This window comes from Microbacterium sp. KKR3/1 (assembly GCF_021272365.1).
GTDB classification, from domain to species: Bacteria; Actinomycetota; Actinomycetes; order Actinomycetales; family Microbacteriaceae; genus Microbacterium; species Microbacterium aurugineum.
In genome coordinates this window covers 226,226-247,062 of sequence record NZ_JAJSDW010000001.1, presented here as the reverse complement: position 1 = coordinate 247,062, position 20,837 = coordinate 226,226, and the positions used below count along the sequence as shown (strand labels likewise).

The window sequence follows — 20,837 nt, the reverse complement described above, 5'->3', positions numbered from 1 at the left end:
GAGGGATGCGGCGATCTAAGCTGTGGATATGACCGAATCCTCGCTCCGCACGATCCCGTTCACCGACGCGAAGGGCGAGCAGAAGACGCTCGACGATCTCGGCGCCGATGTGGTGCTGGTGGTGAACGTCGCGTCGAAGTGCGGCCTCACACCCCAGTACGAACAGCTCGAGGAATTGCAGCGTCTCTACGGTGACCGCGGGTTCACCGTTGTCGGGTTCCCGTGCAACCAGTTCTTCGGTCAGGAGCCGGGTTCGGTCGATGAGATCCTCGAGTTCTGCTCGACCACCTACGGCGTGAGCTTCCCTGTCACCGACAAGGTCAAGGTGAACGGCAAGAACGCCGCCGAGCTCTACAAGGCACTCAAGGAGACCCCCGATGCCGGCGGGAAGGCCGGACGGGTTGAGTGGAACTTCGAGAAGTTCCTTGTGCTGCCGGACGGGGACGTCCTGCGCTTCCGTCCTAAGCAGAAGCCGGACGCCCCCGAGATCGTCAGCGCGATCGAAGCGGCATTGCCCCGCTAGACCGCGGCGGTCTCCGCCTCGGTCTCCCCGCGCTTCGCCCAGAGATCGCGAAGGACGTTCTCGAACGCGGCCGGCGGTTGCGCACCGCTGATGCCGTACTGGCCGTCGACGACGAAGAACGGCACCCCTTGGATGCCGTAGGCGCGCGCCTGAGCCTGGTCCTGACGCACGGCGGGCAGGTACTGCTCACTCTCCAGCGCCGCACGAGCACGGTCGGCGTCGAGACCGACCTCGACAGCGAGCGCGACGAGATCGTCGATGCGCCCGACATGCTTGCCCTCGGTGAAGTAGGCGGACATGAGCCGCTCCTCCATCTCGTGCTGCAACCCCTCGGCCTTCGCGAAGTGGAGCAGCTCGTGCGCCTTCACCGTGTTGGTGTGCTGCAGCAGATCGAAGCGGTACTGGAGCCCCGCGTCGGCGGCGACACCGGTCACGTTCGCCAGCATCTGCTCGACCTGGTCGCGGGGCATGCCCTTGTGGCCGGCGAGGAAGTCGATCTCGTCCCCGTCGAAGTCGACGGGGGTGTCGGGTGAGAGCTCGAACGAGTGGAACGTGATGTCGACCTGCGGCGCATCCGCGTCGGCAGCTACGGCTTCGAGACCCTTCTCGAGGTTGCGCTTGCCGATGTAGCACCAGGGGCAGGCGATGTCGGACCAGATGTCGATGGAGATGGGTTCAGTCACACTTTCATCCAACCGCATGCGCCTGTGAGCTATTCCGCTGCTGCGGGGACCGGCGGATAGGATTCTCGGATGCTCTCCGTGGACGACCCGCTCCCCTTCCGCCCGAAGAGGGTGCTGGTGGCCGGGGTGTCCGGGTCGGGGAAGACCACACTGGCAGGTCGCATCGCGGAGATGTGGGACCTTCGTCACGTCGAGATCGACGGGCTGTTCCATGGGCCGGGCTGGACTCCGAGGCCGGAGTTCCTCGACGACGTACGCGCCTTCGCGTCGGACGACCGCTGGATCACCGAGTGGCAGTACACGAGCATAGGCACGGATGCCGTCCTCACCCCGCGCGCGCAGCTCGCGATCTGGCTCGACTATCCGTATCCCGTGGTGCGCAGACGTCTGATCAGGCGCACCCTGGCCCGCGGCGCCCTGCGACGAGAGCTCTGGAACGGCAACCGCGAGAAGGGGCCGTGGAACATGCTCAGCCGCGATCCCGAGAAGAACATCCTCGCGTGGCAGACGGCCACGCTCCACAAGTGGGCCGAGCGCTTCCCCGAGTTGCAGGACGACTTTCCCCACCTCACGATCGTCCGGCTGCGTCATCCGCGGGAGACGGAGCGGTGGCTGCGCTCTCAGGCTGAGGCGTCCGGGGTGTCGATCGCGCCCCCGAAGCGACGGTCGCGCGCCACGTAGATCCCGATCGCCCGCCACAGCTCCTCCCGGGAGAAGTCCGGCCAGAGCGTGTCGAGGAACACCATCTCGGCATACGCCGACTCCCAGAGCAGGAAGTTCGAGGTGCGCTGTTCCCCGGAGCTGCGCAGGAACAGGTCGACGTCCGGCATGTCGGGCACATACAGGTGGCGGCGGACCATTTTCTCGCTGATCGCCTTCGGTTTCACGCGTCCGGCAGCGACATCCTCGGCGATGGCTCGCATCGCGTCGACCAGCTCCACCCTTCCGCCGTAGTTCACGCACATCGTGAGGGTGAGGACGTCGTTGCCGCGGGTCAGCTGCTCGGCGTACTGCAGCTCCTTGATGACGCTTCCCCAGAGCCTCGGCTTGCGCCCCGCCCACCGGATGCGCACGCCCCACTCGTTCAGTTGATCGCGTCGCCGGTGCAGCACGTCACGGTTGTATCCCATGAGGAAGCGGACCTCTTCGGGGGAACGCGCCCAGTTCTCCGTCGAGAAGGCGTACACGGAGAGGTGCTTCACGCCGGCCTGGATCGCACCGGCGACCACGTCGAGGAGCACCTCCTCCCCTGCCTTGTGACCTTCGATGCGATTGAGCCCCCGGCGATTCGCCCACCGACCGTTGCCGTCCATCACGATCGCCACGTGCTCCGGCACCGCAGCGAAAGCGGGAGGATACACACCGGTCCAGTCCAAGGGACGATACGGAACGGCGTCTTTGTGCGTGTACGGCTTGGGAATCACCGTGCTCCTTCGGAGGGGATGTCGGACACATGCGCGAGCGAGCGGATGCCGCGCTCCAGGTGCCATTGGGCATAAGCGGAGACGAGGCCGGAGGCTGCGGCCGTGTCGGCGTGCGAAGCGGCATCGATCACGTCCCACTCCCCCGCGAGGAGGGAGCGGAGCAGCGCCAGCGTCCTCTCGGCGACGCGCGGGCTTCCCGCCGGAGCGCAGTTCTCGCACACCACTCCGCCCAGCTGTGCGACGAACCGCGCATGCGGGCCGGGGACGCCGCATCGGGCGCACTCGTCGAGGGACGGCGCCCACCCCGACAGGGACATCACCCGCAGCAGGTAGGAGTCGAGGATGCTCCGTGCTCCGTGTTCGCCGCGCGACAGAGCACGCAGTCCGCCGACGAGGAGCAGGTACTGGTCGGAGGTCGCTTCGGCATCGCTCAGCCGATCGGCCGTCTCCACCATGGCGTTCGCCGCGGTGAAGCGGTCGTAGTGCGCCGCGATGTCCGCGCCGTAGGAGCCGAGCGACTCGGCCTGCTGCACGATGTCGAGCGAACGTCCCTGGTAGAGCTGCACGTCGGCCACCATGAACGGCTCGAGCTTGGCGCCGAACTTCGACGAGGTGCGGCGCACCCCCTTCGCCACCGCACGGATTTTGCCATGACGTCGGGAGAGCATCGTGACGATGCGATCCGCCTCACCGAGTTTGTGGGTGCGCAGGATCACCGCTTCGTCTCGATAGGTGGGCACCCTTCGATTATCCTCCGTGCGCGAGAATGGACGCGTGACCGAACCGCTCTTCATCATTCCGCTGTGGGCGGACCTGCTCGGCGTCGGCCTGGGCGGGGTCCAGGGTGCGATGTTCGCCTCGGGGTTCCAGGGCCAACGACGGCTCGACTGGCTCGGTGTCGCCATCATCGGGATCATGATCGGGATGGGCGGCGGTTTGATCCGCGACATCCTGCTCGGGCAGACGCCCGCGACCCTGCAGAACCAGTGGTACCTCGTGACGGCCGGTGGTGCGGCCCTCTTCGGGATGCTGCTCGCCGGCCTCTTCACCCGGCTGAACACCGCGATCGTGGTCCTCGACGCCGTCGTGATCGGGATGTTCGGCGCGTTCGGGACGAGCAAGGCTCTCGCGTTCGGGATCCCCGAGGTCCCGGCCGTGTTCATCGGGGTCTGCGCCGCGGTGGGCGGAAGCGTCCTGCGCGACATGCTCATGGGGCTGCCGACCGCGATCATGCACGTCGGATCCCTCTATGCGGTGGCCGCCGGCGCGGGGTGCACCTTCATCGTGATCGCCGTCGCACTGGGGATGCCGATCACGCTCGCGGCGATCATCGGGATCGCGGTCACCGCCGTCATCCGCGTCCTCGCCGTCACCTTCGACGTCTCCCTCCCGGAGCAGCGCCGCATCTACCGCCGCAAGGTCGCCGCGGAGACGGGTGCGATCGCGATCGTGAAGCCCAGCGCCGACCTCTGAACCTCGGCTTCCGGGATGCGGCGCGGCAGCAGACGATCAGAGTGATCCGAATGCGAAACGCCCCCGGTACAAGGCCGGGGGCGTTCCACGTCGGAGATCAGACCGCTGCGAGCTCGTGCTGCCGAGTGCGGATCGAACGATTCACACCCGACACGATCGCCTTGAGCGATGCGGTCGAGATATCGCCGTCGATACCGACACCCCACAGCCGCTGGTCGCCGACCTGCAACTCGACGTAGGCCGCAGCCTGCGCGTCGCCGCCCGCGCTGAGAGCGTGCTCGACATAGTCGTACACCGTGATGTCGAAGCCCTGGCCGCGCAACACCTCGACGAAGGCGGCCACAGGCCCGTTGCCGTTCCCCGACACGGCCAGCTGTTCGTCATCGTCACGCAGGACGACATCGAGCACGACGTCACCCGACATGTCGCTGCGGGTCTGCGTGGCGAGCAGCTCGAAGCGCCCCCACTTGGCCGTCGAGTCATCGGCAGGCAGATACTCGTCGTTGAAGATCGACCAGATCTGGTCGGACGTGACTTCACCGCCTTCGGCATCGGTCTTGGCCTGCACGACCCCCGAGAACTCGATCTGCAGCTTGCGCGGCAGGTCGATCGCGTGGTCCGACTTCAGCAGGTAGGCGACTCCGCCCTTGCCGGACTGCGAGTTGACGCGGATGACCGCCTCGTACGAACGTCCGAGGTCCTTCGGGTCGACCGGCAGATAAGGAACGGCCCACTCGATCTCGTCGACCGTCACGCCCTCGGCGGTCGCCCGCGCCTCCATCGCCTCGAAGCCCTTCTTGATCGCATCCTGGTGAGATCCGCTGAAGGCGGTGAAGACCAGGTCGCCAGCCCACGGGCTGCGCTCCGGCACGGGGAGTTGGTTGCAGTATTCGACCGTGCGCTTGACCTGGTCGATGTCGCTGAAGTCGATCTGCGGGTCGATGCCCTGCGTGAAGAGGTTGATCCCCAGAGCCACGATGTCGACGTTGCCCGTGCGCTCGCCGTTGCCGAACAGGCATCCCTCGATGCGGTCGGCACCGGCCATGTAGCCGAGCTCCGCGGCCGCGATCGCGGTGCCGCGGTCATTATGCGGGTGCAGGGAGAGGATGACGTTCTCGCGGTGGTTCAGGTGCCGGCTCATCCACTCGATGGAGTCGGCGTAGACGTTCGGAGAAGCCATCTCGACGGTGGCTGGCAGGTTGATGATCACCTTGCGGTCCGCCGTCGGCTCGAACACCTCGATGACCTGGTTGCAGATGTCGACCGCGAACTCGAGCTCAGTACCCGTGTAGCTCTCGGGCGAGTACTCGTAGTACACCTTCGTGTCGGGGATCGTCTTCTCGAACTTCCGACACAGGCGCGCTCCTTCGAGCGCGATGTCGATGATGCCCTGCTTGTCGGTGCGGAAGACGACCTCGCGCTGCAGCACGCTCGTGGAGTTGTAGAGGTGCACGATGGCCTGCTTCGCACCGGCGATCGACTCATAGGTGCGCTCGATGAGGTGCTCGCGGGCCTGGGTCAGCACCTGGATGGTCACATCGTCCGGGATCAGGTTCTCTTCGATGAGCTGACGGACGAAATCGAAGTCGGTCTGGCTCGCCGACGGGAAACCGACCTCGATCTCCTTGTAGCCCATGCTCACGAGCAGCTCGAACATGACCCGCTTGCGCTCCGGCGACATCGGGTCGATCAGAGCCTGGTTGCCGTCGCGGAGGTCGACGGCGCACCAGCGGGGAGCCTCGGTGATTCGGGCGTCCGGCCAGGTGCGGTCGGGCAGGTGGACGTTGATCTGCTCGTGGAACGGCCGATACTTGTGGATCGGCATCGCGGACGGGCGCTGAGTGTTCTGCATGATGGGGCTTCTTCTCTTCGTCAAAATGAACGGGCCAACACAAGCGCCGCGACGAGGGAGGCCCTAGCTTGAGGACTCGTCGCGGCAGCTAAGAAGAAGCAGACCGCCGAAAGGCATGTCGTCATGCTAGCAGGGAACACGCCTCCACTTCGACGAATCTGAGACGATTGCGCGCCGCGCGACACTTCCCGCACATGAGCACATCGCTACGTCCTCTGGCCCTCGCCGCGGTATCCGCCGTCGGTCTCCTGTTCCTCGGCGGTTGCGCGTTCGTCCCCGGACCCGCGGCGGCACCCACGAGCACCACGGTTCCGTCCGATCAACGGCTGGAAGAGGCGCACCCCGTGCCGCCGGAGGGGCGTGTGGTCGGGGTGGGCATGGTGCTGGACGCGAGCGGGGACGTGCAGTTGTGCCTGGGGGCGATCATGGAGTCCTACCCGCCGCAGTGCCTCGGCGTGCCGTTGGACGGCTGGACCTGGGACGGCGTCGAAGGCAGCGACGACAGCGGCGAGACGACCTGGGGCGACTATGCGGTGTACGCCACCTACGACGGCGAGCGACTCACCATGACCGATCCGCCGATCATGGCCGCACTGTACGACTCGATCGCTCCGGAGGATCCGACGGGAGGAGTCGACGGCACGACTCCCGAGGATGAGCTCGCACGGGTCCAAGACGACATCGCGGCACGCCTCGGCACGGAAGCGGTCACGGTCGGGACGGATCGCGGATATGTCTGGGTACAGGTCGTCTGGGATGACGGCGCGATCCAGGAAGCGATGGACGCCGAGTACGGCGAACGAGTGGTGGTCGTCAGCTCCGCACTTCGCGAGACCGACTGACCTCCGGGATCAGAGCCAGCTTGCCTCCGGGGTGTCCCGTCGCCAGGAGGCGGTGGGCGTCTTGGGCTCGCTCGAGCGGGAAGGTCTGCGCGAGCGGCACCTCGAGGTCGCCGTTCTGGGCCAGCGCGATCAGCTCCCCCCGCACCTCGTCGCGGAAGCGGGCACTGGCCGGCTGGGAACCCGCGATCGCGAGGAACCCAGCGGCCTCGGCGCGACCGGGGGCCGCGATCGTGACGATGCGGCGAGGGGCGGAGACGAGAGCGAGCGACACGTCCACGGCCTCGTCCGTACCGACAGCATCGAGTGCCGCCGAGATGGGCCCCGCCGCCACCTCCCTCACGCGATCGGCGAGCCCCGTGCCGTAGCGGACAGGTATGCCGCCGAATCGGGTCACCTCATCGAAGCGGTTCTCGCTCGCCGTACCGATCACACGGATGCCTCGCAGCCGGGCCTGTTGCAAGACGCTCACCCCGACCGCGCCTGAGGCACCGTGGAGGAGGATGGTCTCCCCTGGCGTCGCCCCGGTGACCGCGAGCATCTCGGCGGCCGTGGTGCCCACGAGCAGCAGGTTCGCCGCCTCCGGATGCGAGAGGGTCGACGGTTTCGCGAACACCTTCTCTGCGGGAACGGTGAGTGCCGTCGCGTATCCGCCCCGCACCCGGAAAGCCACGACCTCATCGCCCTCCGACGCGGTCCCGGAGCCGATCCGCGTGTCCGGTCCGATCGCGATGATCTCACCGGAGACCTCGTAGCCGATCGGGACCGGAAGAGCGGAGTCAGACCTCGCCGCGGCGACGTGTTTCGCGTCGGCCGGGTTCACCCCCGCGGCGCGCACACGGATCGTCACCTCACCCGCCGTCGGCGGCGGAATGCTGACGTCGGTGAACTCCCATGCCTCGGGCGAGCCCCACGACGTGGCGACCCAGTGTCGTGCTTCGAGGAGCTTCTTCGACGTCGACATCGGCGGACTCGCTCAGGCGGCGCAGCGAAGGTTGTTCACGGTACCGGACACGTTCGCCCAGTTTCCGGCACCCACCGTCTTCAACACGGTGGCACCGTTGCGTGCCTGGACATATCCGGCACTGCGCGCATTCGCCACGGACCGCACGGTGAAGCTCGGCGGCACGGTGTTGACTCCGCAGCCTCCGAACGAGAGCGAACCTCCGGCCAGGGAGAGCGCGTTGTATGCGCAGAACCTGCCGGTCGCACAGCTTCCGACGGAGCGCGCCGTCAGGTCCGATGCCGACGGCACGCTCAGAGCCATGTCCAGCGCCGGCCACACGGCGTGAGTCGCATCGACGATCACACCACCGGGGACCTCGTCGAGCATCGCCGCGACCAGCGGGTCCACGTCATGATCATCGCGCGCCGAAGCCATGGTCGGCACCGCTGCCCACGCCAGGACGGCGCCGAACAGGACGGCCGCCAGCACGGTGCGGAGCTTCATCGGACGGTGTCCTCATCGAGGTCCCACATCCGGTAGGAGATGATGGCGCCCGCGGAGAACACCCCGTCATCCTTCAGCACCGTGCGTTCGATGCCGACGATCCGACCGGTCTCGCGCGACACCAGGATCAGGTCGCTCACGGCCTCGTCCGGTGACAGGACGCGGATGCCGGCCACCGGTCGGCCCAGTCGATCCGTCGTCGTCCCGAGAGCTTCGCCGCCGCCCGTCTCCGCGAGCAGAACGAGCAGTTCCTCGTGCTGCGCGTCGGTCAGCGTCCACTGGTCGAGCGCCGTGGTCATCGCCGTCTCCACCTCGAAGGCCGTCGGATCCTCCGGCATGCCGAACGCGCGGAGCATAGCGACCATGTCCTCGCCGGTCTCGCCGGGAACCGTCTTCCACGGGGTCTCGAAGTCGCCTTCTCCCATGATCAGATCGGTGACGACCTCGCCGCTGCTGGTGACCTCGGCCCCATTGCTGGCGACCGCGTCTTCCGGATCGTAGGGAACACCCGCGATGATGGTCATCCGTCCGGAACCGTCGGGCTCCCAGGTGAGCGTCGAGAGCTGGGGGACGACGGTCGTGGTCTTGGTGTCGACCTCGACCGAGAATCCCCACGAGGCCGTCCTGACCGTGCGCGACGGGATCGAAGGTCCCGTCGAGTTCGCGAGGGCGACGCCCGCCTCATCGACGATCTGGGCGACGGTCGACGAGCCACTGAAGTCGAGCGGCGACGGCGTTCCGGCGACGGCGGCACCCTGCGGTGCGAAGACGGCGAACGCCAGCGCCGCGGACGCCGCGACCGCGGTGAGACCGCCGGCCCACCCGAGCGTGCGCGCGCGGCGTCGTCTCGGAGCACGCGTCGTGCGGAGGATGCGATCGCGGGTCGCGAGCGCCCGTACATCCGGCGACGCGTCACGAGGCGTGGAAGCAGGGTCGGCGTCAGTCAGCATGCGCTCGAGCACCGCGTTCTGCGTCATCACCCATCATCACCCCCTCCCAGGCCCAGCTCCGCACGCAGGCGATCCTGTGCTTGGCTCAGCCTCTTCCGCACGCGGAACTCGGAAGCGCGCATCAACTGCGCGATCTCCCCCACCGCGAGTCCATCCCAGTACGTCAGCATGATGATACGCCGTTGTTCCTGAGTGAGGACACCCAAAGCACGGATGACTTCGAAACGACCCTGCCGGCCGGATTCCTCGTCCTCCCCGAAGACCCCCTGATGCACGGCCTCGAGCGCACTGTGCGGCATCGACTTCGGTCCGACACGCGCACGCAGGTGCCGGTCGGCGACGCGGAGCAACCAGACCCGGCCGGGTGGACGAGCAGGCCGGAGCCGGGTCCACGCGCTCAGGAAGACCTCCGAGACGATCTCGGTGACTTCCTGGTCGTCCGCGACGACTCCTTCTATGTGGTGCCGCACAGCTGCCCAGTGCTCATCGAACACTCGGATGAAGACCTCGTCGCGCAGCGGATTCGGGTCTTCGCTGCGATCGTTCATGTCGCCGGGGTCGGCGGCCTTCCCGCCGCCATCGACGTGTGACCTGCTCGCATGTCAGAAGCCGAGTCTGCCGAGTTGCTTCGGGTCGCGCTGCCACTCCTTCGCGACCTTGACATGCAGGCCCAGGAACACACGGGTGCCGAGCAGTTCCTCGATACCGCTACGGGCACGAGCTCCCACCTCGCTGAGACGCTTGCCCTTGTGACCGATGATGATCGCCTTCTGGCTATCACGTTCCACCACGATCGAGGCGTGCACGTCGGTCAGGTCGGTGCCCTCGCGCGGCGCGATGTCGTCGATCACGATCGCTATCGAGTGCGGGAGCTCGTCACGCACTCCTTCGAGCGCTGCTTCGCGGATCATCTCGGCGATGCGGTCCTCCTGGGACTCATCCGTCGTGATCCCCTCCGGATACAAGGCGGGGCCCTTCGGCATCAGCAGCAGGATCTCGTCGGAGAGCACATCAAGCTGATCGCGGGTGAGTGCCGAGAGCGGGATGACCGCTGCCCAGTCCTCGCGCAGAGCATCCACCTCGAGCAGCCTCGCGGTGATGTCGTCACGGGCCGCCGCATCGGTCTTCGTCACGATCGCGATCTTCTTCGCCCGCGGGTAGCCGTCGAGCGAAGCCGCGATCCGTCGATCCCCCGGGCCGACCTTCTCATTGGCCGGGACACAGAATCCGATCACGTCGACGTCACCGAGCACCTGCTCCACGAGGTCGTTCAACCGTTCGCCGAGCAACGTGCGCGGCTTGTGGATCCCCGGGGTGTCGACGATGACGAGCTGCCCTTCCGGGCGGTTCACGATGCCGCGGATGGCGCGCCGTGTCGTCTGGGGCTTCTCGCTGGTGATCGCGATCTTCTCGCCGACGAGAGCGTTCGTCAGCGTCGACTTGCCGACGTTGGGTCGACCGACGAACGTCACGAACCCGCTTCGGGTTTCCTCAGTCATCGTCTCGCTCTCCTTCATCCTGCGTCGCGACAGGTTCCCCTGCCGCCCGTTCCGCGAACACCGTCGCGATCCCGCGACCACGACCACGAGATGCCCCACCCGTCAGAACCAGCCCTGCCACGGTGGCCGTCGCACCGGGCTGCGGAACCTGTCCCAGCGCCTTGCCGAGCAAGCCGCCGATCGAGTCGACGTCTTCATCCTCGAGTTCGAGGCCGAAGAGATCGCCCACGTCTTCGAGGGAGAGACGCGCACTCACGCGGTATCGTCCGTGACCGAGATCGACGAATTCTGCGGATACCTGATCGTACTCATCCGAGATCTCTCCCACGAGTTCCTCGATCAGGTCCTCCAGCGTCACGAGCCCCGAGATTCCTCCGTGCTCGTCGATCACCAGGCACACGTGCACGGCGTCGCGCTTCATCTGCTGCAGCAGGGTCTCCGCGCGCATGGACTCCGGTACGAAGGTCGCAGGCCGTGCGATCGGCCGGATCGACGCGGCCCGCCAAGCACTGTCATCGCGATAGGCGAACTGCACGAGGTCCTTGAGATACAGAACGCCGACGACGTCATCCGCGTCATCATCCACGACCGGCATCCTCGAGACGCCGCGGTTCAGGAACAGCGACATCGCCTCGTCGGTCGTGGCGGTCGCATCAACCGTCACCATCTCGGTCCGGGGCACCATCACGGCGCGGACGAACTGATCGGTGAAGTCGAACACCGAGTGGATGAGGTCGCGATCGTCTTCCTCGATGAGGTCGTTCGAGGCGGCCTCGTCGACCATGCTGAGCAACTGATCCTCACTGGTGAACGAGCTGCGACCGGTGCCCGGCGTGACCCTGTTGCCCAGCACCACGAGAGCCTGGGCGAGCGGGCCGAGGATGATGCGGAGGCCGCGCACGATCGACGCGGTTCGGCGGATCATGCCTTCGGCGTGCTGGCGGCCGAAGGAGCGCGGACTCGCACCGACGAGCACGAACGTGATCGCCGTCATCAGCACCGCGGCGGCGAGCATCGCCCACCAGTTGTTGTCGATGAGGATCGTGAACGCGACCGTCACGAGGACGGCTGCGGTGACCTCCGCCAGCACGCGGATGAAGGCGACGGCGTTGACGTGCGCATCCAGATCGGCGGCGATGCGTCGCAGAGCCTTCGCTTTGCGCCCCTCATTCGCCATGTCGGCGAGACCGACGCGGGAGGTGACACCGTACGCGGCATCGATCGCGGCCATGAGACCGCCGAAGGCGACCAGCAGGACGGCTCCGATGAGCAGGAGGACGGCCGTCATCGGCGGCGTTCGGACGCGGCGAAGCCCTGGATCAGCTCCTTCTGCAGTCCGAACATCTCACGCTCCTCGTCGGGCTCAGCATGATCGAAGCCGAGGAGGTGGAGCAGCCCGTGCGTGGTGAGCAGGATGAGCTCGTCCATCAGGGTGTGCTTCGCCGCCTGAGCCTGCGTCTCGGCCACCTGGGGGCACAGCACGATGTCGCCCAGCAGTCCGGGAGCGGTCGGACGGTCCTCGGTGCCGGGACGGAGCTCGTCCATCGGGAAACTGAGCACATCGGTGGGACCGGGCTCGTCCATCCACTGCACGTGAAGCGCCTCCATGGCCCCCTCGTCCACGAGGACGATGGCGACCTCGGCATCCGGGCTGACGTGGAGCTGCGCGAGGTTGTAGTCCGTGAGCCGCTGGAGCACGGTCTCGTCGACGTCGATGGCCGACTCGTTGTTGATCTCGATCATGAGAGTCCTCGTTTCGGCATGCGGTCCCGTGGTCCGGGGCGCTGCGCCCCTCGGCGGTCGGCCCTGTTGGCGAACTCGGCGGCCTGTTCGCGTTCGAAGCGCTGGGCAGTGCGCTTCTCGTCGTACTCGCTGTATGCGTCGACGATGCGGCCGACCAGCGAGTGCCGCACGACGTCGGCGCTGGTGAGCCGCGCGAAGTGGATGTCGTCGATACCGTCGAGCACACGCGTCACGAGTCGGAGACCGGACGAGCCCTGCGGGAGGTCGACCTGGGTGATGTCGCCCGTCACCACCATCCGCGTGCCGAAGCCGAGACGGGTGAGGAACATCTTCATCTGCTCGGGCGTGGTGTTCTGGGCCTCGTCGAGCACGACGAAAGAATCGTTCAGCGTGCGCCCGCGCATGTACGCGAGCGGAGCGACCTCGATGGTCCCCGTCGCCATCAGACGCGGGACGATCTCCGGGTCCATCATCTCGTTGAGGGCGTCGTACAACGGCCGCAGGTACGGGTCGATCTTGTCGGTGAGCGTGCCGGGAAGGAACCCGAGCCGCTCCCCCGCCTCGACCGCGGGCCGCGTGAGGATGATCCGGGTGACCTCCTTGCGCTGCAGCGCCTGAACGGCCTTCGCCATCGCGAGGTAGGTCTTGCCGGTACCAGCAGGGCCGATGCCGAAGACGACCGTGTTCTCCTCGATCGCGTCGACGTACTCCTTCTGGCCGAGGGTCTTCGGACGGATCACCTTCCCGCGCGTCGTCAGGATCGCCTCACCGAGCACCTCGCTGGGCCGCGGTCCCCCCTCCTGACGCAGCATGCGTGCGGAACTGGAGACGTCGCTCGGAGCCAGATCGTGCCCGGCCCGGGTCATTGCAAGCAGCTCCTCCACAAGCGCCTTCGCCTTCCTGACCGCGTCGGTGTCACCGCTGAGGGTGATCTCGTTCCCGCGGACGAGCACCTGGACGTCAGGATGCTCCCTCTCGAGCATCCGCAGCAGACGGTCCTGCGGACCGAGCAGCTGCACCATGGCGACTCCGTCGGCATAGATCGTCTCGACGGACTCGGGAGGCCGGCCGCCCAGGCTGCGCTCCTGCGGTTCGTGATTCTCAGGCACCGACACTCTTCTCAGTCAATCCTCCGGCCAGCACATGCGCATGGACGTGGAAAACGGTCTGTCCGGCACCGGCGCCGGTGTTGAAGACGAGGCGGAAGTCGCCGTCGTCGCTGTGCTTCGCAGCCAACTCCGTGGCGAACGCGACCATCTCGGCCAGGAGCGACGGGTCTCCGGCAGCGAGTTCGGTGACGTCGCGGTAGTCGGCGGACTTGGGTACGACGAGCAGGTGCACGGGAGCCTGCGGAGCGATGTCCCGCAGCGCGAAGACCCGCTCCGTCTCCCCGAGGATCTCGGCAGGGATCTCCCCGTTCAGAATGCGCGTGAAGATCGAGGGTTCCGTCATGTTCTCAAGTCTACTGATCGCGGCATGCGCGCTCCCCTGTCGCCTCGGCGCGGGAGGTCACCAGCGCCCGAGGGTCACGGAGAGCACGGCGATCGCGGCCGGACCTGCCGTCGATGTGCGCAGCACCGTGTCGCCGAGACGTACGCGCTCGGCACCCGCCTCGGTGAGCCGGTCGAGTTCCTCGTCCGAGATCCCGCCTTCCGGCCCCACCACCAGAATCAGATCACGGCCGTCTGCCTCGATCTCCGACAGGCGCACCGCCGCGGTGGGGTCGAGCACGAGGACACGCTGTGAGCTCGCACGTTCGGCGAGTTGTCTCGTCGACACCGGGGCGACGACGTCCGGAAGCCACGAGCGGTGGGCCTGCTTGGCGGCTTCGCGGACGATGGTCGCCCACCGCTCGCGGCCCTTCACCGCCTTCGGCCCTTCCCAGCGGGAGACACTGCGCGCCGCCTGCCAGGGCACGATCTCGTCGACTCCGAGCTCGCAGGCCGCTTGCACGGCGAGCTCGTCCCGGTCGCCCTTCGCCAGCGCCTGGACGAGGGTGATCCGCGGAGACGGAGCCGGGTGCTCCGAGCGCCGGGCGATTCGCACCTCCACGCGTGTCGGGGACACCTCCTCCGCTGCACCGGTCAGCCACACTCCTGCTCCGTCGCCGACGGTCACCTCTTCACCGACCCGAAGTCGACGGACGACGGCCGCGTGCTTCGCCTCGGCCCCGGTCAAGGAGACGACATCGCCGGCGACCGCGTCCGATGCCGACTCGACCACGAAGTGCAGCGCCATGATCAGTGGCTGCGGAAACGATCGCGGAGCTTCGAGAAGAGGCCCTGCTGGAACTGCGCGAGCTGGGGGTCCGGGGCCTTGGTCTTCTTCGCGAAGTCCTCGATGAGAGCCCGCTGCGCCGAATCGAGCCGGGTCGGGGTGAGCACCTGGACGCCGACGCGCAGATCACCGCGCTGCGTGCCACGGAGCGGGGTGATGCCTCGCCCCTTGATGGTCAGCACGTCACCGGACTGCACGCCGGCCCGGATCTCGAGATCGACCTCACCATCCAGTCCCTGGATCGTGGTCTCGGTGCCGAGGATCGCGTCGGTCATCGACACTTCGAGCGTCGCGAGCAGGTCATCGCCGTCACGGCTGAACGCCGGGTGGGCGTTGACCGTCACCTCGACGTACAGATCTCCGTTCGGACCGCCCGCCTTGCCGACCTCGCCGGAACCGGGAAGCTGGAGGCGGAGTCCGGTCTCGACGCCGGCCGGGATGTCGAGGGAGACCGTCCGGCGCGAGCGCACGCGTCCCTGCCCGCCGCAGGTGCCGCACGGATGCGGGATGGTGGTGCCGTACCCCTCGCAGGTGCCGCACGGCTGGGAGGTCACGACGTTGCCGAGGAGGCTCCGCACCTGCCGCTGCACGTGCCCCGACCCACCGCAGATGTCGCACGTGACGGGCGAGGTGCCCTCCTGGCAGCAGGACCCCTGACAGGTCTCGCACAGCACGGCCGTATCGACCTCGATGTCGCGATGCGCACCGAACACCACGTCGCCCAGATCGAGGGACACCCGCACGAGTGCGTCCTGCCCGCGCTCCCGACGCGAACGCGGACGCGCGCCGCGCCCACCGCCCTGCGACGCGCCGAAGAAGGTCTCGAAGATATCCCCGAAGCCACCGAAGCCACCGAAGTTGCCGGCAGCGGCGTCTCCGCCGCCCATGTCGTAGCGGCGACGCGACTCGTCATCGCTGAGGACGTCGTACGCGTGGGTGACGAGCTTGAAGCGCTCTGCGGCGTCTTCACCGGGATTCACATCCGGGTGCAGCTGTCGCGCAAGACGTCGATACGCCTTCTTGATCTCGTCGGTGGAAGCGTCCCGGGACACCCCGAGAACCTCATAGTGGTCCGCCACAATCGCCTTTCTGCGTGTGTTCTCTCGGCGGCCGCGTCAGCGGCCGGCCTCGTCTTCGTCGAGCATCCGCGACAGGTAGCGGGCTACGGCCCGTGCTGCGGCGAGGTTGCTCGGGTAGTCCATGCGCGTCGGCCCCATGACGCCGACTCGCGCCGTACCGCTGGGGGCGGCGTAGTTGCTGGCGACGATCGATGCCTCACCGAGGCCGAACGGCGCGTTCTCCGTGCCGATGCTGGCCGCGAGTCCGTGCTCGTCGGTCACCATCTCGCTCATCAGCCGCAGCAGCGTCACCTGCTCCTCGATCGCTTCGAGAAGCGGGTGGATGCTTCCACGGAAGTCCTGTTCTCGACGTGCGAGGGTGGCGGCACCCGCCATCACCAGACGCTCCTGCCGGAAACCGCCGAGTTCATCCATCACGACACCGGCGATCGAGCGCAGCACGCGGTCCTTGGCCACCTCATCCTCCGCGAGCAGCCCCTGGAGCCGGTCGGATGCCTCGCCGATGCCCTGCCCCGTGATCAGCGCCGATAGGCGCGCCCGCAGCACGGCCATCTCGGCCTCGTCGATCGACTCCGGCAACATGGCCACACGCTGCGACACTCCGCCGGCGTCGGTGACGAGGACGATCAGGAGCCGATTGGGCGCCAGCGCGACGAGCTCCACGTGCGTGACGTGTGCGCGGGCGAACGAGGGGTACTGCGCGAGTGCGACCTGGCCGGTGAGCTGGGTCAGCACCCGGACCGTGCGCACCATGAGGTCGTCGAGGTCGGCCGGCTCGCCGAGGAACGACTCGATGGCGGACCGCTGCGCCGAGGAGAGCGGTCGCAGCTGCGCGAGATGATTCACGAAGACGCGATAGCCCTTGTCGGTGGGCACCCGCCCTGAAGACGTGTGCGGCGCCGTGATGAGTTCTTCGTCTTCGAGTAGCGCCATGTCGTTGCGAATGGTCGCCGCGGAGACCCCGAAGGAGTGGCGGTCCACGATGGAACGGCTGCCGACGGGTTCGTGGGTCTCGACGTAGTCCTGCACGATCGCGCGGAGAACCTGGAGTCCTCGCTCTGTGACCATCGCCTTCCCTTCCGCTGGCACTCGGACGTTCAGAGTGCCAATCCTACCCCGTTCAGCTCGGTAGTCTCCGTACTGCAGACGCACAACCCTAGGATGACGCTCATGACCACCTCACCCCAGGCCACCCTGTCGTGCGGCATCGTCCGCGGCACCGAGGAGGGCGGGGTCGTCCGTTACCTCGGCATTCCCTATGCGCAGGCGCCGTTCGGGGCGAACCGATTCCGCGCCCCCCAGCCGGTCGATGCCTGGTCCGGCATCCGCGAGGCCACCCGCTTCGGCCCGACCTCACCGCAGGTGCCGCACGCGGGTCCGATCGGCGAGCTGCTGGGGTCGGTGATCCTCGACGGTGACGACATCCTGACCGCGAACGTGTGGGCTCCGACCAACGCATCCGATGCCCCCGTGCTGCTGTGGATTCATGGCGGAGCGCTCGAGCGGGGCACTGCCGCGCTGCCGCTCTACGACGGGGCGGTGTTCGCCAGGGCGGGCATCGTCTTCGTCTCCATCAACTACCGTCTGGGCTCCGAGGGCTTCTCCGTCCTCGACGGCGCCCCCCGCAATCTCGGTCTGCGCGACGCCGCCGCGGCCGTGGAGTGGGTGCACCGCGAGATCTCGGCGTTCGGCGGGGATCCATCACACATCACGGCGATGGGGGAATCGGCGGGCGGCGCGATCGTGGCGGCCTTGCTCGCCCGAGACGACTCCCGCGCTCTCATCAGTCGCGCGATCATCGAGTCGGGCCCGCTCCAGGCGCAGACCCCGAAGAAGGCGGGACGTGTGACGGCGCAGCTCGCGAAGCGCCTCGGGGTCCGCGCCGATCGGGACTCGTTCGCCGCGCTCTCGCCCGCGCAGCTCCTCGACGCGAGGAGAGAACAGTCCGCAGGCTCCTCCCCGCTCGGCGGCGCACCCGGCTTCCAGATCGCGATCGATCCGGACAGCCTTCCGCGGTCCCCTCACGAGGTCCTCGGCGAGATCGACACGCCGCTGCTCATCGGCAGCAACACCGACGAGTACCGATTGTGGTTCCCGCCCGAGGCGCTCGCCGGCATCAGCGAGTTCAAGCTGCAGGCCGCACGTCTCCTCTCGCGCATCCCGCGCCGCGCGGTGTCCGAGTACCGGTCCGCATTCCCCGGAGCCAACACGGGAGAGGTTTTCGGGCAACTCGTCACCGACATGATGCTGCGCGCACCGCTGAGCCGTGTGGCATCCGCACGCCCCGAGAGCACGCACGTCTACGAATTCGCGTGGCCCAGTCCCGTCCGAGACCTCCGAGCGGCGCACGCGCTCGAACTCGGCTTCGTGTTCGACCGGCTCGACGATGAGGAGGCGCGACGACTCGCCGGCACCGCGGCACCGGGCGCACTCGCGACCGAGATGAACACAGCCTGGGTCGGCTTCGTGACCGGCGGAGATCCGGGCTGGCCCGTGTACGGCTCCGAGCGTCGCACGCGGGTGTTCGATACGGTCAGTGCGACGGTGCCGCAGCGCCGCACCGCGGGCATGGACCTGCTTCCGGGCTGACAGCGCTCCGGCGTCAGTCGGTCAACGCGCGTACCACGGCATCCGCGAGGAGCCGCCCTCTCAGAGTCAGCTGGATGCGCCCCCGGATCGCGGCCGCAGGGTCGACGAGGCCATCGGCGATGAGGCCCGCGACCCGGCTCCGGTTCCCGGCGGGCACCTCATCGACGGCGATCCCCTCGCGGATCCGGCTGAGCAGCAGGATCCGCTCCAGCGTGCGCGACTCCACATCGGGGCGCTCGGTTCCCGCCGCCGGCGACTCGGATGCCGCGAGCCTCTGCGCGTAGGCGGCCGGGTGCTTCACGTTCCACCACCGCAGTCCGGCCACGTGGCTGTGCGCACCGGGGCCGAACCCCCACCAGTCGCTCCCCCGCCAATAGGCCAGGTTGTGCCGCGAGCGTCGCTCCGGAGTGCGCGCAAAGTTGCTCACCTCGTACCAGTCGAAACCCCCTGCCCCGAGGCGGGCATCGGCGAGCTCGTACATGTCGGCCTGCAGATCATCGTCCGGCGTCGGGACCTCGCCCCGACGAATCTGGCGCGCGAGCTTGGTGCCGTCCTCGATGATGAGCGCGTACGCCGAGATGTGGTCGGGTTCGAGGGCGAGTGCCGCATCGAGAGAGGCCTCCCAATCCGCGAGCGACTCCCCCGGTGCGCCGTAGATCAGGTCGACGCTCACCGCCAGTCCGGCGTCCTTCGCCGCAGCCACCGCGGTGCGCACGTTCTCGGGGCGGTGCGTGCGATCGAGGGCCGCGAGCACGTGGGGGACGGCGGACTGCATGCCCACCGACATCCGCGTGACGCCGGCGTCGGCGAGTGTGCGGGCGACCGCGGGGGTCACGGTGTCGGGGTTCGCCTCGACGGTCACCTCCGCCCCGTCTGCGAGGCCGAAGGCTCCGGTCGCCGCCTCGAGCATGCGGGCGAGGTCTCCCGCGGGGAGGAGTGTCGGAGTGCCACCCCCGAAGAAGACCGTGTCCATCGGACGCAGTGCCCCGGCATCAGCCAGCACCCGACGGGCGAGCGCGATCTCGGAGATCAACGTCGATGCGTAGTCTTCCTGCTTCGCCCCGCGCAGCTCGGTCGAGGTGTACGTGTTGAAGTCGCAGTAACCGCAGCGCACGGTGCAGAACGGAATGTGCAGGTAGGCGGAGAACGGGACGTTCGGGTCGATCACGATGTCGGAGGGAAGATGCCCGTCCGTCGGCGCCGGATCTCCGAGAGGGAGCGGTCCCGCCATCAGACGGGGGTCGCGTAGAGCGGCGAGATCGCCCGCAGGTAGCGCGCGAACAGCTCGCGGCGACGACGCTTCATGAGGGCGGGAATCGTCCGGTAGATGAGGGCGTTCGGTGCGTCGAACGCTCGCACGGTGAACCACACCTCGTCGTTGTCCTCACGCCAGTCGACGTCGAACGACTCCTCACCGCTGACGACGGACCCGCCGACGGTGCCGAGGACGAATCCGATGCGCCGGGTCTCTTCCGTGACCGAGATCACGCGGAGCTCGGCGTCGGCGCGCATCCCCGCGACTCGTCCGCGCAGGTGCAACGTCATCCCTGCGCCGACGAACGGCATGCCCTCGGCGTCGTAGCGGGGCTCGACATCGCGCTTGCTCGGGGCGATCGGATTCCCCTCGGCGTCGAAGCTCACGCCCGCGTATGCGGGTCCGGGTGCCGGCCGCACGTCTTCGACCGAGAGCCCGGCAGCGCGCTGCGCCGTCCAGGACAGGAGAGCTTCCCCGGCAGTCTGGAACCGCTCGACGCCGCTGCCGATCCGCCAGGATTCCTCCGCCGGGATGCTGCGCTCCGGCGGGTAGTGCATCAGATCGGGCGCATGGGTCGCACCCACGGCCGCATAGTCCACCGTGTCGTCTCGGAAAGTCCCGCGCCGCATGACCTCCACCCTACTTCGCGTTGCCTGAGCGAACACCCCCACGCGCCGCACGAGGTCACATGGCGGCCCCGAACCGCTCAGCGCGGGGTCTCCGCCTCCGCTGCCCTCGCCGCCTCCTGGACGATCCGGACGTACTCGGCGTGGGTCGAGCGCTGCATCCTCCGCAGAGCAGGCGCGAGCATCCGCCAGAACCAGGTCGAAGGGCGCGAGACGGACCGGGCGGTGAACACGCCCCGCTCGTCGATCCGGAACGACTCCTCGCCGTAGATCGGATGCCCCGGACGGGTCTCGTAGCCGAAACCACTCGCGTCGGCCCAGACGACGCGCACGGGCTCCGCAAAGCGGATGCCGAAGACACGCTTGGCGAGCACGCCCTCGAGTTCGGGCATCGGTGCACCCGCAGGTGTCTCGAAACCCGCACGCCGCTTGAACTCCCACGTGCTCACCAGCGCCGCGACCGCGTCGCGCGCCGCCGGTGCCACGGTGGTCGAGTTCTCCTCGCCGAGCATGCCGTCGGGCACGGCGACGAGCGGATGACGCGTCATCCCCCTCGGATACGCGGGCAGCGCCAC

Annotated in this window: 24 protein-coding genes; 5 read left to right on the top strand and 19 right to left on the bottom strand. The window is 67.9% G+C overall.

Going from position 1 to position 20,837, the window contains the following annotated elements; all coding sequences use genetic code 11:
* The first annotated feature begins 28 nt into the window (after positions 1 to 28).
* The gene (locus tag LVJ59_RS01205) at positions 29 to 523 is read left to right on the top strand and encodes a glutathione peroxidase (protein WP_047519974.1); all 495 of its coding nucleotides are present in this window, start codon (positions 29 to 31) and stop codon (positions 521 to 523) included.
* Here the strand turns inward: LVJ59_RS01205 and LVJ59_RS01200 are convergent.
* Complete coding sequence (locus LVJ59_RS01200) at positions 520 to 1,206, bottom strand: DsbA family protein (RefSeq protein ID WP_232761731.1); 687 nt, start codon at positions 1,204 to 1,206, stop codon at positions 520 to 522. The genes LVJ59_RS01205 and LVJ59_RS01200 overlap by 4 nt on opposite strands.
* A gap of 69 nt (positions 1,207 to 1,275) precedes the next feature.
* On the opposite strand from LVJ59_RS01200, the gene LVJ59_RS01195 reads away from it, so the two are divergent.
* Entirely contained in the window at positions 1,276 to 1,887 is a 612-nt protein-coding gene (locus LVJ59_RS01195) for an AAA family ATPase (protein WP_232761730.1), read from the top strand.
* Here the strand turns inward: LVJ59_RS01195 and LVJ59_RS01190 are convergent.
* Together LVJ59_RS01190 and recO are read right to left on the bottom strand one after the other, a co-directional pair.
* Complete coding sequence (locus LVJ59_RS01190) at positions 1,827 to 2,630, bottom strand: isoprenyl transferase (protein WP_232761729.1); 804 nt, start codon at positions 2,628 to 2,630, stop codon at positions 1,827 to 1,829. The two genes, LVJ59_RS01195 and LVJ59_RS01190, sit on opposite strands and share 61 nt — an antisense overlap.
* Positions 2,627 to 3,370 carry a DNA repair protein RecO gene (gene recO, locus LVJ59_RS01185; RefSeq protein ID WP_232761728.1) on the bottom strand — a complete coding sequence of 248 codons (744 nt, stop codon included), beginning with the start codon at positions 3,368 to 3,370 and terminating at the stop codon, positions 2,627 to 2,629. Before recO ends, LVJ59_RS01190 begins: the two co-directional genes overlap by 4 nt.
* 34 nt (positions 3,371 to 3,404) lie before the next feature.
* Here recO and LVJ59_RS01180 point away from each other — a divergent pair, with 34 nt between their 5' ends.
* Complete coding sequence (locus LVJ59_RS01180; protein WP_047520132.1) at positions 3,405 to 4,103, top strand: trimeric intracellular cation channel family protein; 699 nt, start codon at positions 3,405 to 3,407, stop codon at positions 4,101 to 4,103.
* Positions 4,104 to 4,200: 97 nt separating this feature from the next.
* Here the strand turns inward: LVJ59_RS01180 and leuA are convergent, their stop codons facing one another.
* Complete coding sequence (gene leuA, locus LVJ59_RS01175; RefSeq protein WP_153244230.1) at positions 4,201 to 5,955, bottom strand: 2-isopropylmalate synthase; 1,755 nt, start codon at positions 5,953 to 5,955, stop codon at positions 4,201 to 4,203.
* 194 nt (positions 5,956 to 6,149) lie between these two features.
* On the opposite strand from leuA, the gene LVJ59_RS01170 reads away from it, so the two are divergent.
* Positions 6,150 to 6,797, top strand: a complete 648-nt coding sequence (locus LVJ59_RS01170) for a hypothetical protein (protein WP_232761727.1) — start codon at positions 6,150 to 6,152, stop codon at positions 6,795 to 6,797.
* Here the strand turns inward: LVJ59_RS01170 and LVJ59_RS01165 are convergent.
* The 12 genes from LVJ59_RS01165 to hrcA all read right to left on the bottom strand — a co-directional run bounded on the left by LVJ59_RS01165 (position 6,769) and on the right by hrcA (position 16,860).
* A complete protein-coding gene (locus LVJ59_RS01165) occupies positions 6,769 to 7,758 on the bottom strand; it encodes an NADP-dependent oxidoreductase (RefSeq protein WP_232761726.1) in 990 nt (329 codons plus the stop codon). The genes LVJ59_RS01170 and LVJ59_RS01165 overlap by 29 nt on opposite strands.
* A gap of 12 nt (positions 7,759 to 7,770) precedes the next feature.
* Positions 7,771 to 8,244: a hypothetical protein gene (locus tag LVJ59_RS01160; protein ID WP_232761725.1), complete on the bottom strand. Its 474-nt coding sequence runs from the start codon at positions 8,242 to 8,244 to the stop codon at positions 7,771 to 7,773.
* Positions 8,241 to 9,221: a hypothetical protein gene (locus tag LVJ59_RS01155; protein ID WP_232761724.1), complete on the bottom strand. Its 981-nt coding sequence runs from the start codon at positions 9,219 to 9,221 to the stop codon at positions 8,241 to 8,243. The genes LVJ59_RS01160 and LVJ59_RS01155 overlap by 4 nt, the downstream gene beginning before the upstream one ends.
* Positions 9,221 to 9,742, bottom strand: a complete 522-nt coding sequence (locus LVJ59_RS01150) for an RNA polymerase sigma factor (protein ID WP_232761723.1) — start codon at positions 9,740 to 9,742, stop codon at positions 9,221 to 9,223. Before LVJ59_RS01150 ends, LVJ59_RS01155 begins: the two co-directional genes overlap by 1 nt.
* Positions 9,743 to 9,796: 54 nt before the next feature.
* Positions 9,797 to 10,711, bottom strand: coding sequence for a GTPase Era (gene era / locus LVJ59_RS01145; RefSeq protein WP_374199014.1), 915 nt, complete (start codon positions 10,709 to 10,711; stop codon positions 9,797 to 9,799).
* A complete protein-coding gene (locus LVJ59_RS01140) occupies positions 10,686 to 11,981 on the bottom strand; it encodes a hemolysin family protein (RefSeq protein WP_232761721.1) in 1,296 nt (431 codons plus the stop codon). Before LVJ59_RS01140 ends, era begins: the two co-directional genes overlap by 26 nt.
* Entirely contained in the window at positions 11,978 to 12,436 is a 459-nt protein-coding gene (ybeY, locus tag LVJ59_RS01135) for an rRNA maturation RNase YbeY (RefSeq protein WP_047519949.1), read from the bottom strand. Before ybeY ends, LVJ59_RS01140 begins: the two co-directional genes overlap by 4 nt.
* Entirely contained in the window at positions 12,433 to 13,458 is a 1,026-nt protein-coding gene (locus LVJ59_RS01130; protein WP_232763129.1) for a PhoH family protein, read from the bottom strand. Before LVJ59_RS01130 ends, ybeY begins: the two co-directional genes overlap by 4 nt.
* Positions 13,459 to 13,537: 79 nt before the next feature.
* On the bottom strand, positions 13,538 to 13,888 hold the full coding sequence (locus LVJ59_RS01125; RefSeq protein ID WP_232761720.1) for a histidine triad nucleotide-binding protein: 351 nt from the start codon (positions 13,886 to 13,888) through the stop codon (positions 13,538 to 13,540).
* Positions 13,889 to 13,945: 57 nt separating this feature from the next.
* Positions 13,946 to 14,674 carry a 16S rRNA (uracil(1498)-N(3))-methyltransferase gene (locus LVJ59_RS01120; protein WP_232761719.1) on the bottom strand — a complete coding sequence of 243 codons (729 nt, stop codon included), beginning with the start codon at positions 14,672 to 14,674 and terminating at the stop codon, positions 13,946 to 13,948.
* 2 nt (positions 14,675 to 14,676) lie between these two features.
* A complete protein-coding gene (gene dnaJ, locus LVJ59_RS01115; RefSeq protein WP_232761718.1) occupies positions 14,677 to 15,792 on the bottom strand; it encodes a molecular chaperone DnaJ in 1,116 nt (371 codons plus the stop codon).
* Between the two features lie 36 nt (positions 15,793 to 15,828).
* On the bottom strand, positions 15,829 to 16,860 hold the full coding sequence (gene hrcA / locus LVJ59_RS01110) for a heat-inducible transcriptional repressor HrcA (RefSeq protein ID WP_232761717.1): 1,032 nt from the start codon (positions 16,858 to 16,860) through the stop codon (positions 15,829 to 15,831).
* A gap of 102 nt (positions 16,861 to 16,962) precedes the next feature.
* Between hrcA and LVJ59_RS01105 the strand changes: the two genes are divergently transcribed.
* Complete coding sequence (locus LVJ59_RS01105) at positions 16,963 to 18,381, top strand: carboxylesterase/lipase family protein (protein WP_232761716.1); 1,419 nt, start codon at positions 16,963 to 16,965, stop codon at positions 18,379 to 18,381.
* A gap of 13 nt (positions 18,382 to 18,394) precedes the next feature.
* Here the strand turns inward: LVJ59_RS01105 and hemW are convergent, their stop codons facing one another.
* The 3 genes from hemW to LVJ59_RS01090 all read right to left on the bottom strand — a co-directional run bounded on the left by hemW (position 18,395) and on the right by LVJ59_RS01090 (position 20,810).
* Entirely contained in the window at positions 18,395 to 19,612 is a 1,218-nt protein-coding gene (gene hemW, locus LVJ59_RS01100; RefSeq protein WP_232761715.1) for a radical SAM family heme chaperone HemW, read from the bottom strand.
* Positions 19,612 to 20,265, bottom strand: coding sequence for a DUF1990 family protein (locus LVJ59_RS01095; RefSeq protein ID WP_047519935.1), 654 nt, complete (start codon positions 20,263 to 20,265; stop codon positions 19,612 to 19,614). Before LVJ59_RS01095 ends, hemW begins: the two co-directional genes overlap by 1 nt.
* Before the next feature lie 77 nt (positions 20,266 to 20,342).
* Positions 20,343 to 20,810 carry a DUF1990 family protein gene (locus tag LVJ59_RS01090; RefSeq protein WP_232761714.1) on the bottom strand — a complete coding sequence of 156 codons (468 nt, stop codon included), beginning with the start codon at positions 20,808 to 20,810 and terminating at the stop codon, positions 20,343 to 20,345.
* Positions 20,811 to 20,837 lie beyond the last annotated feature (27 nt).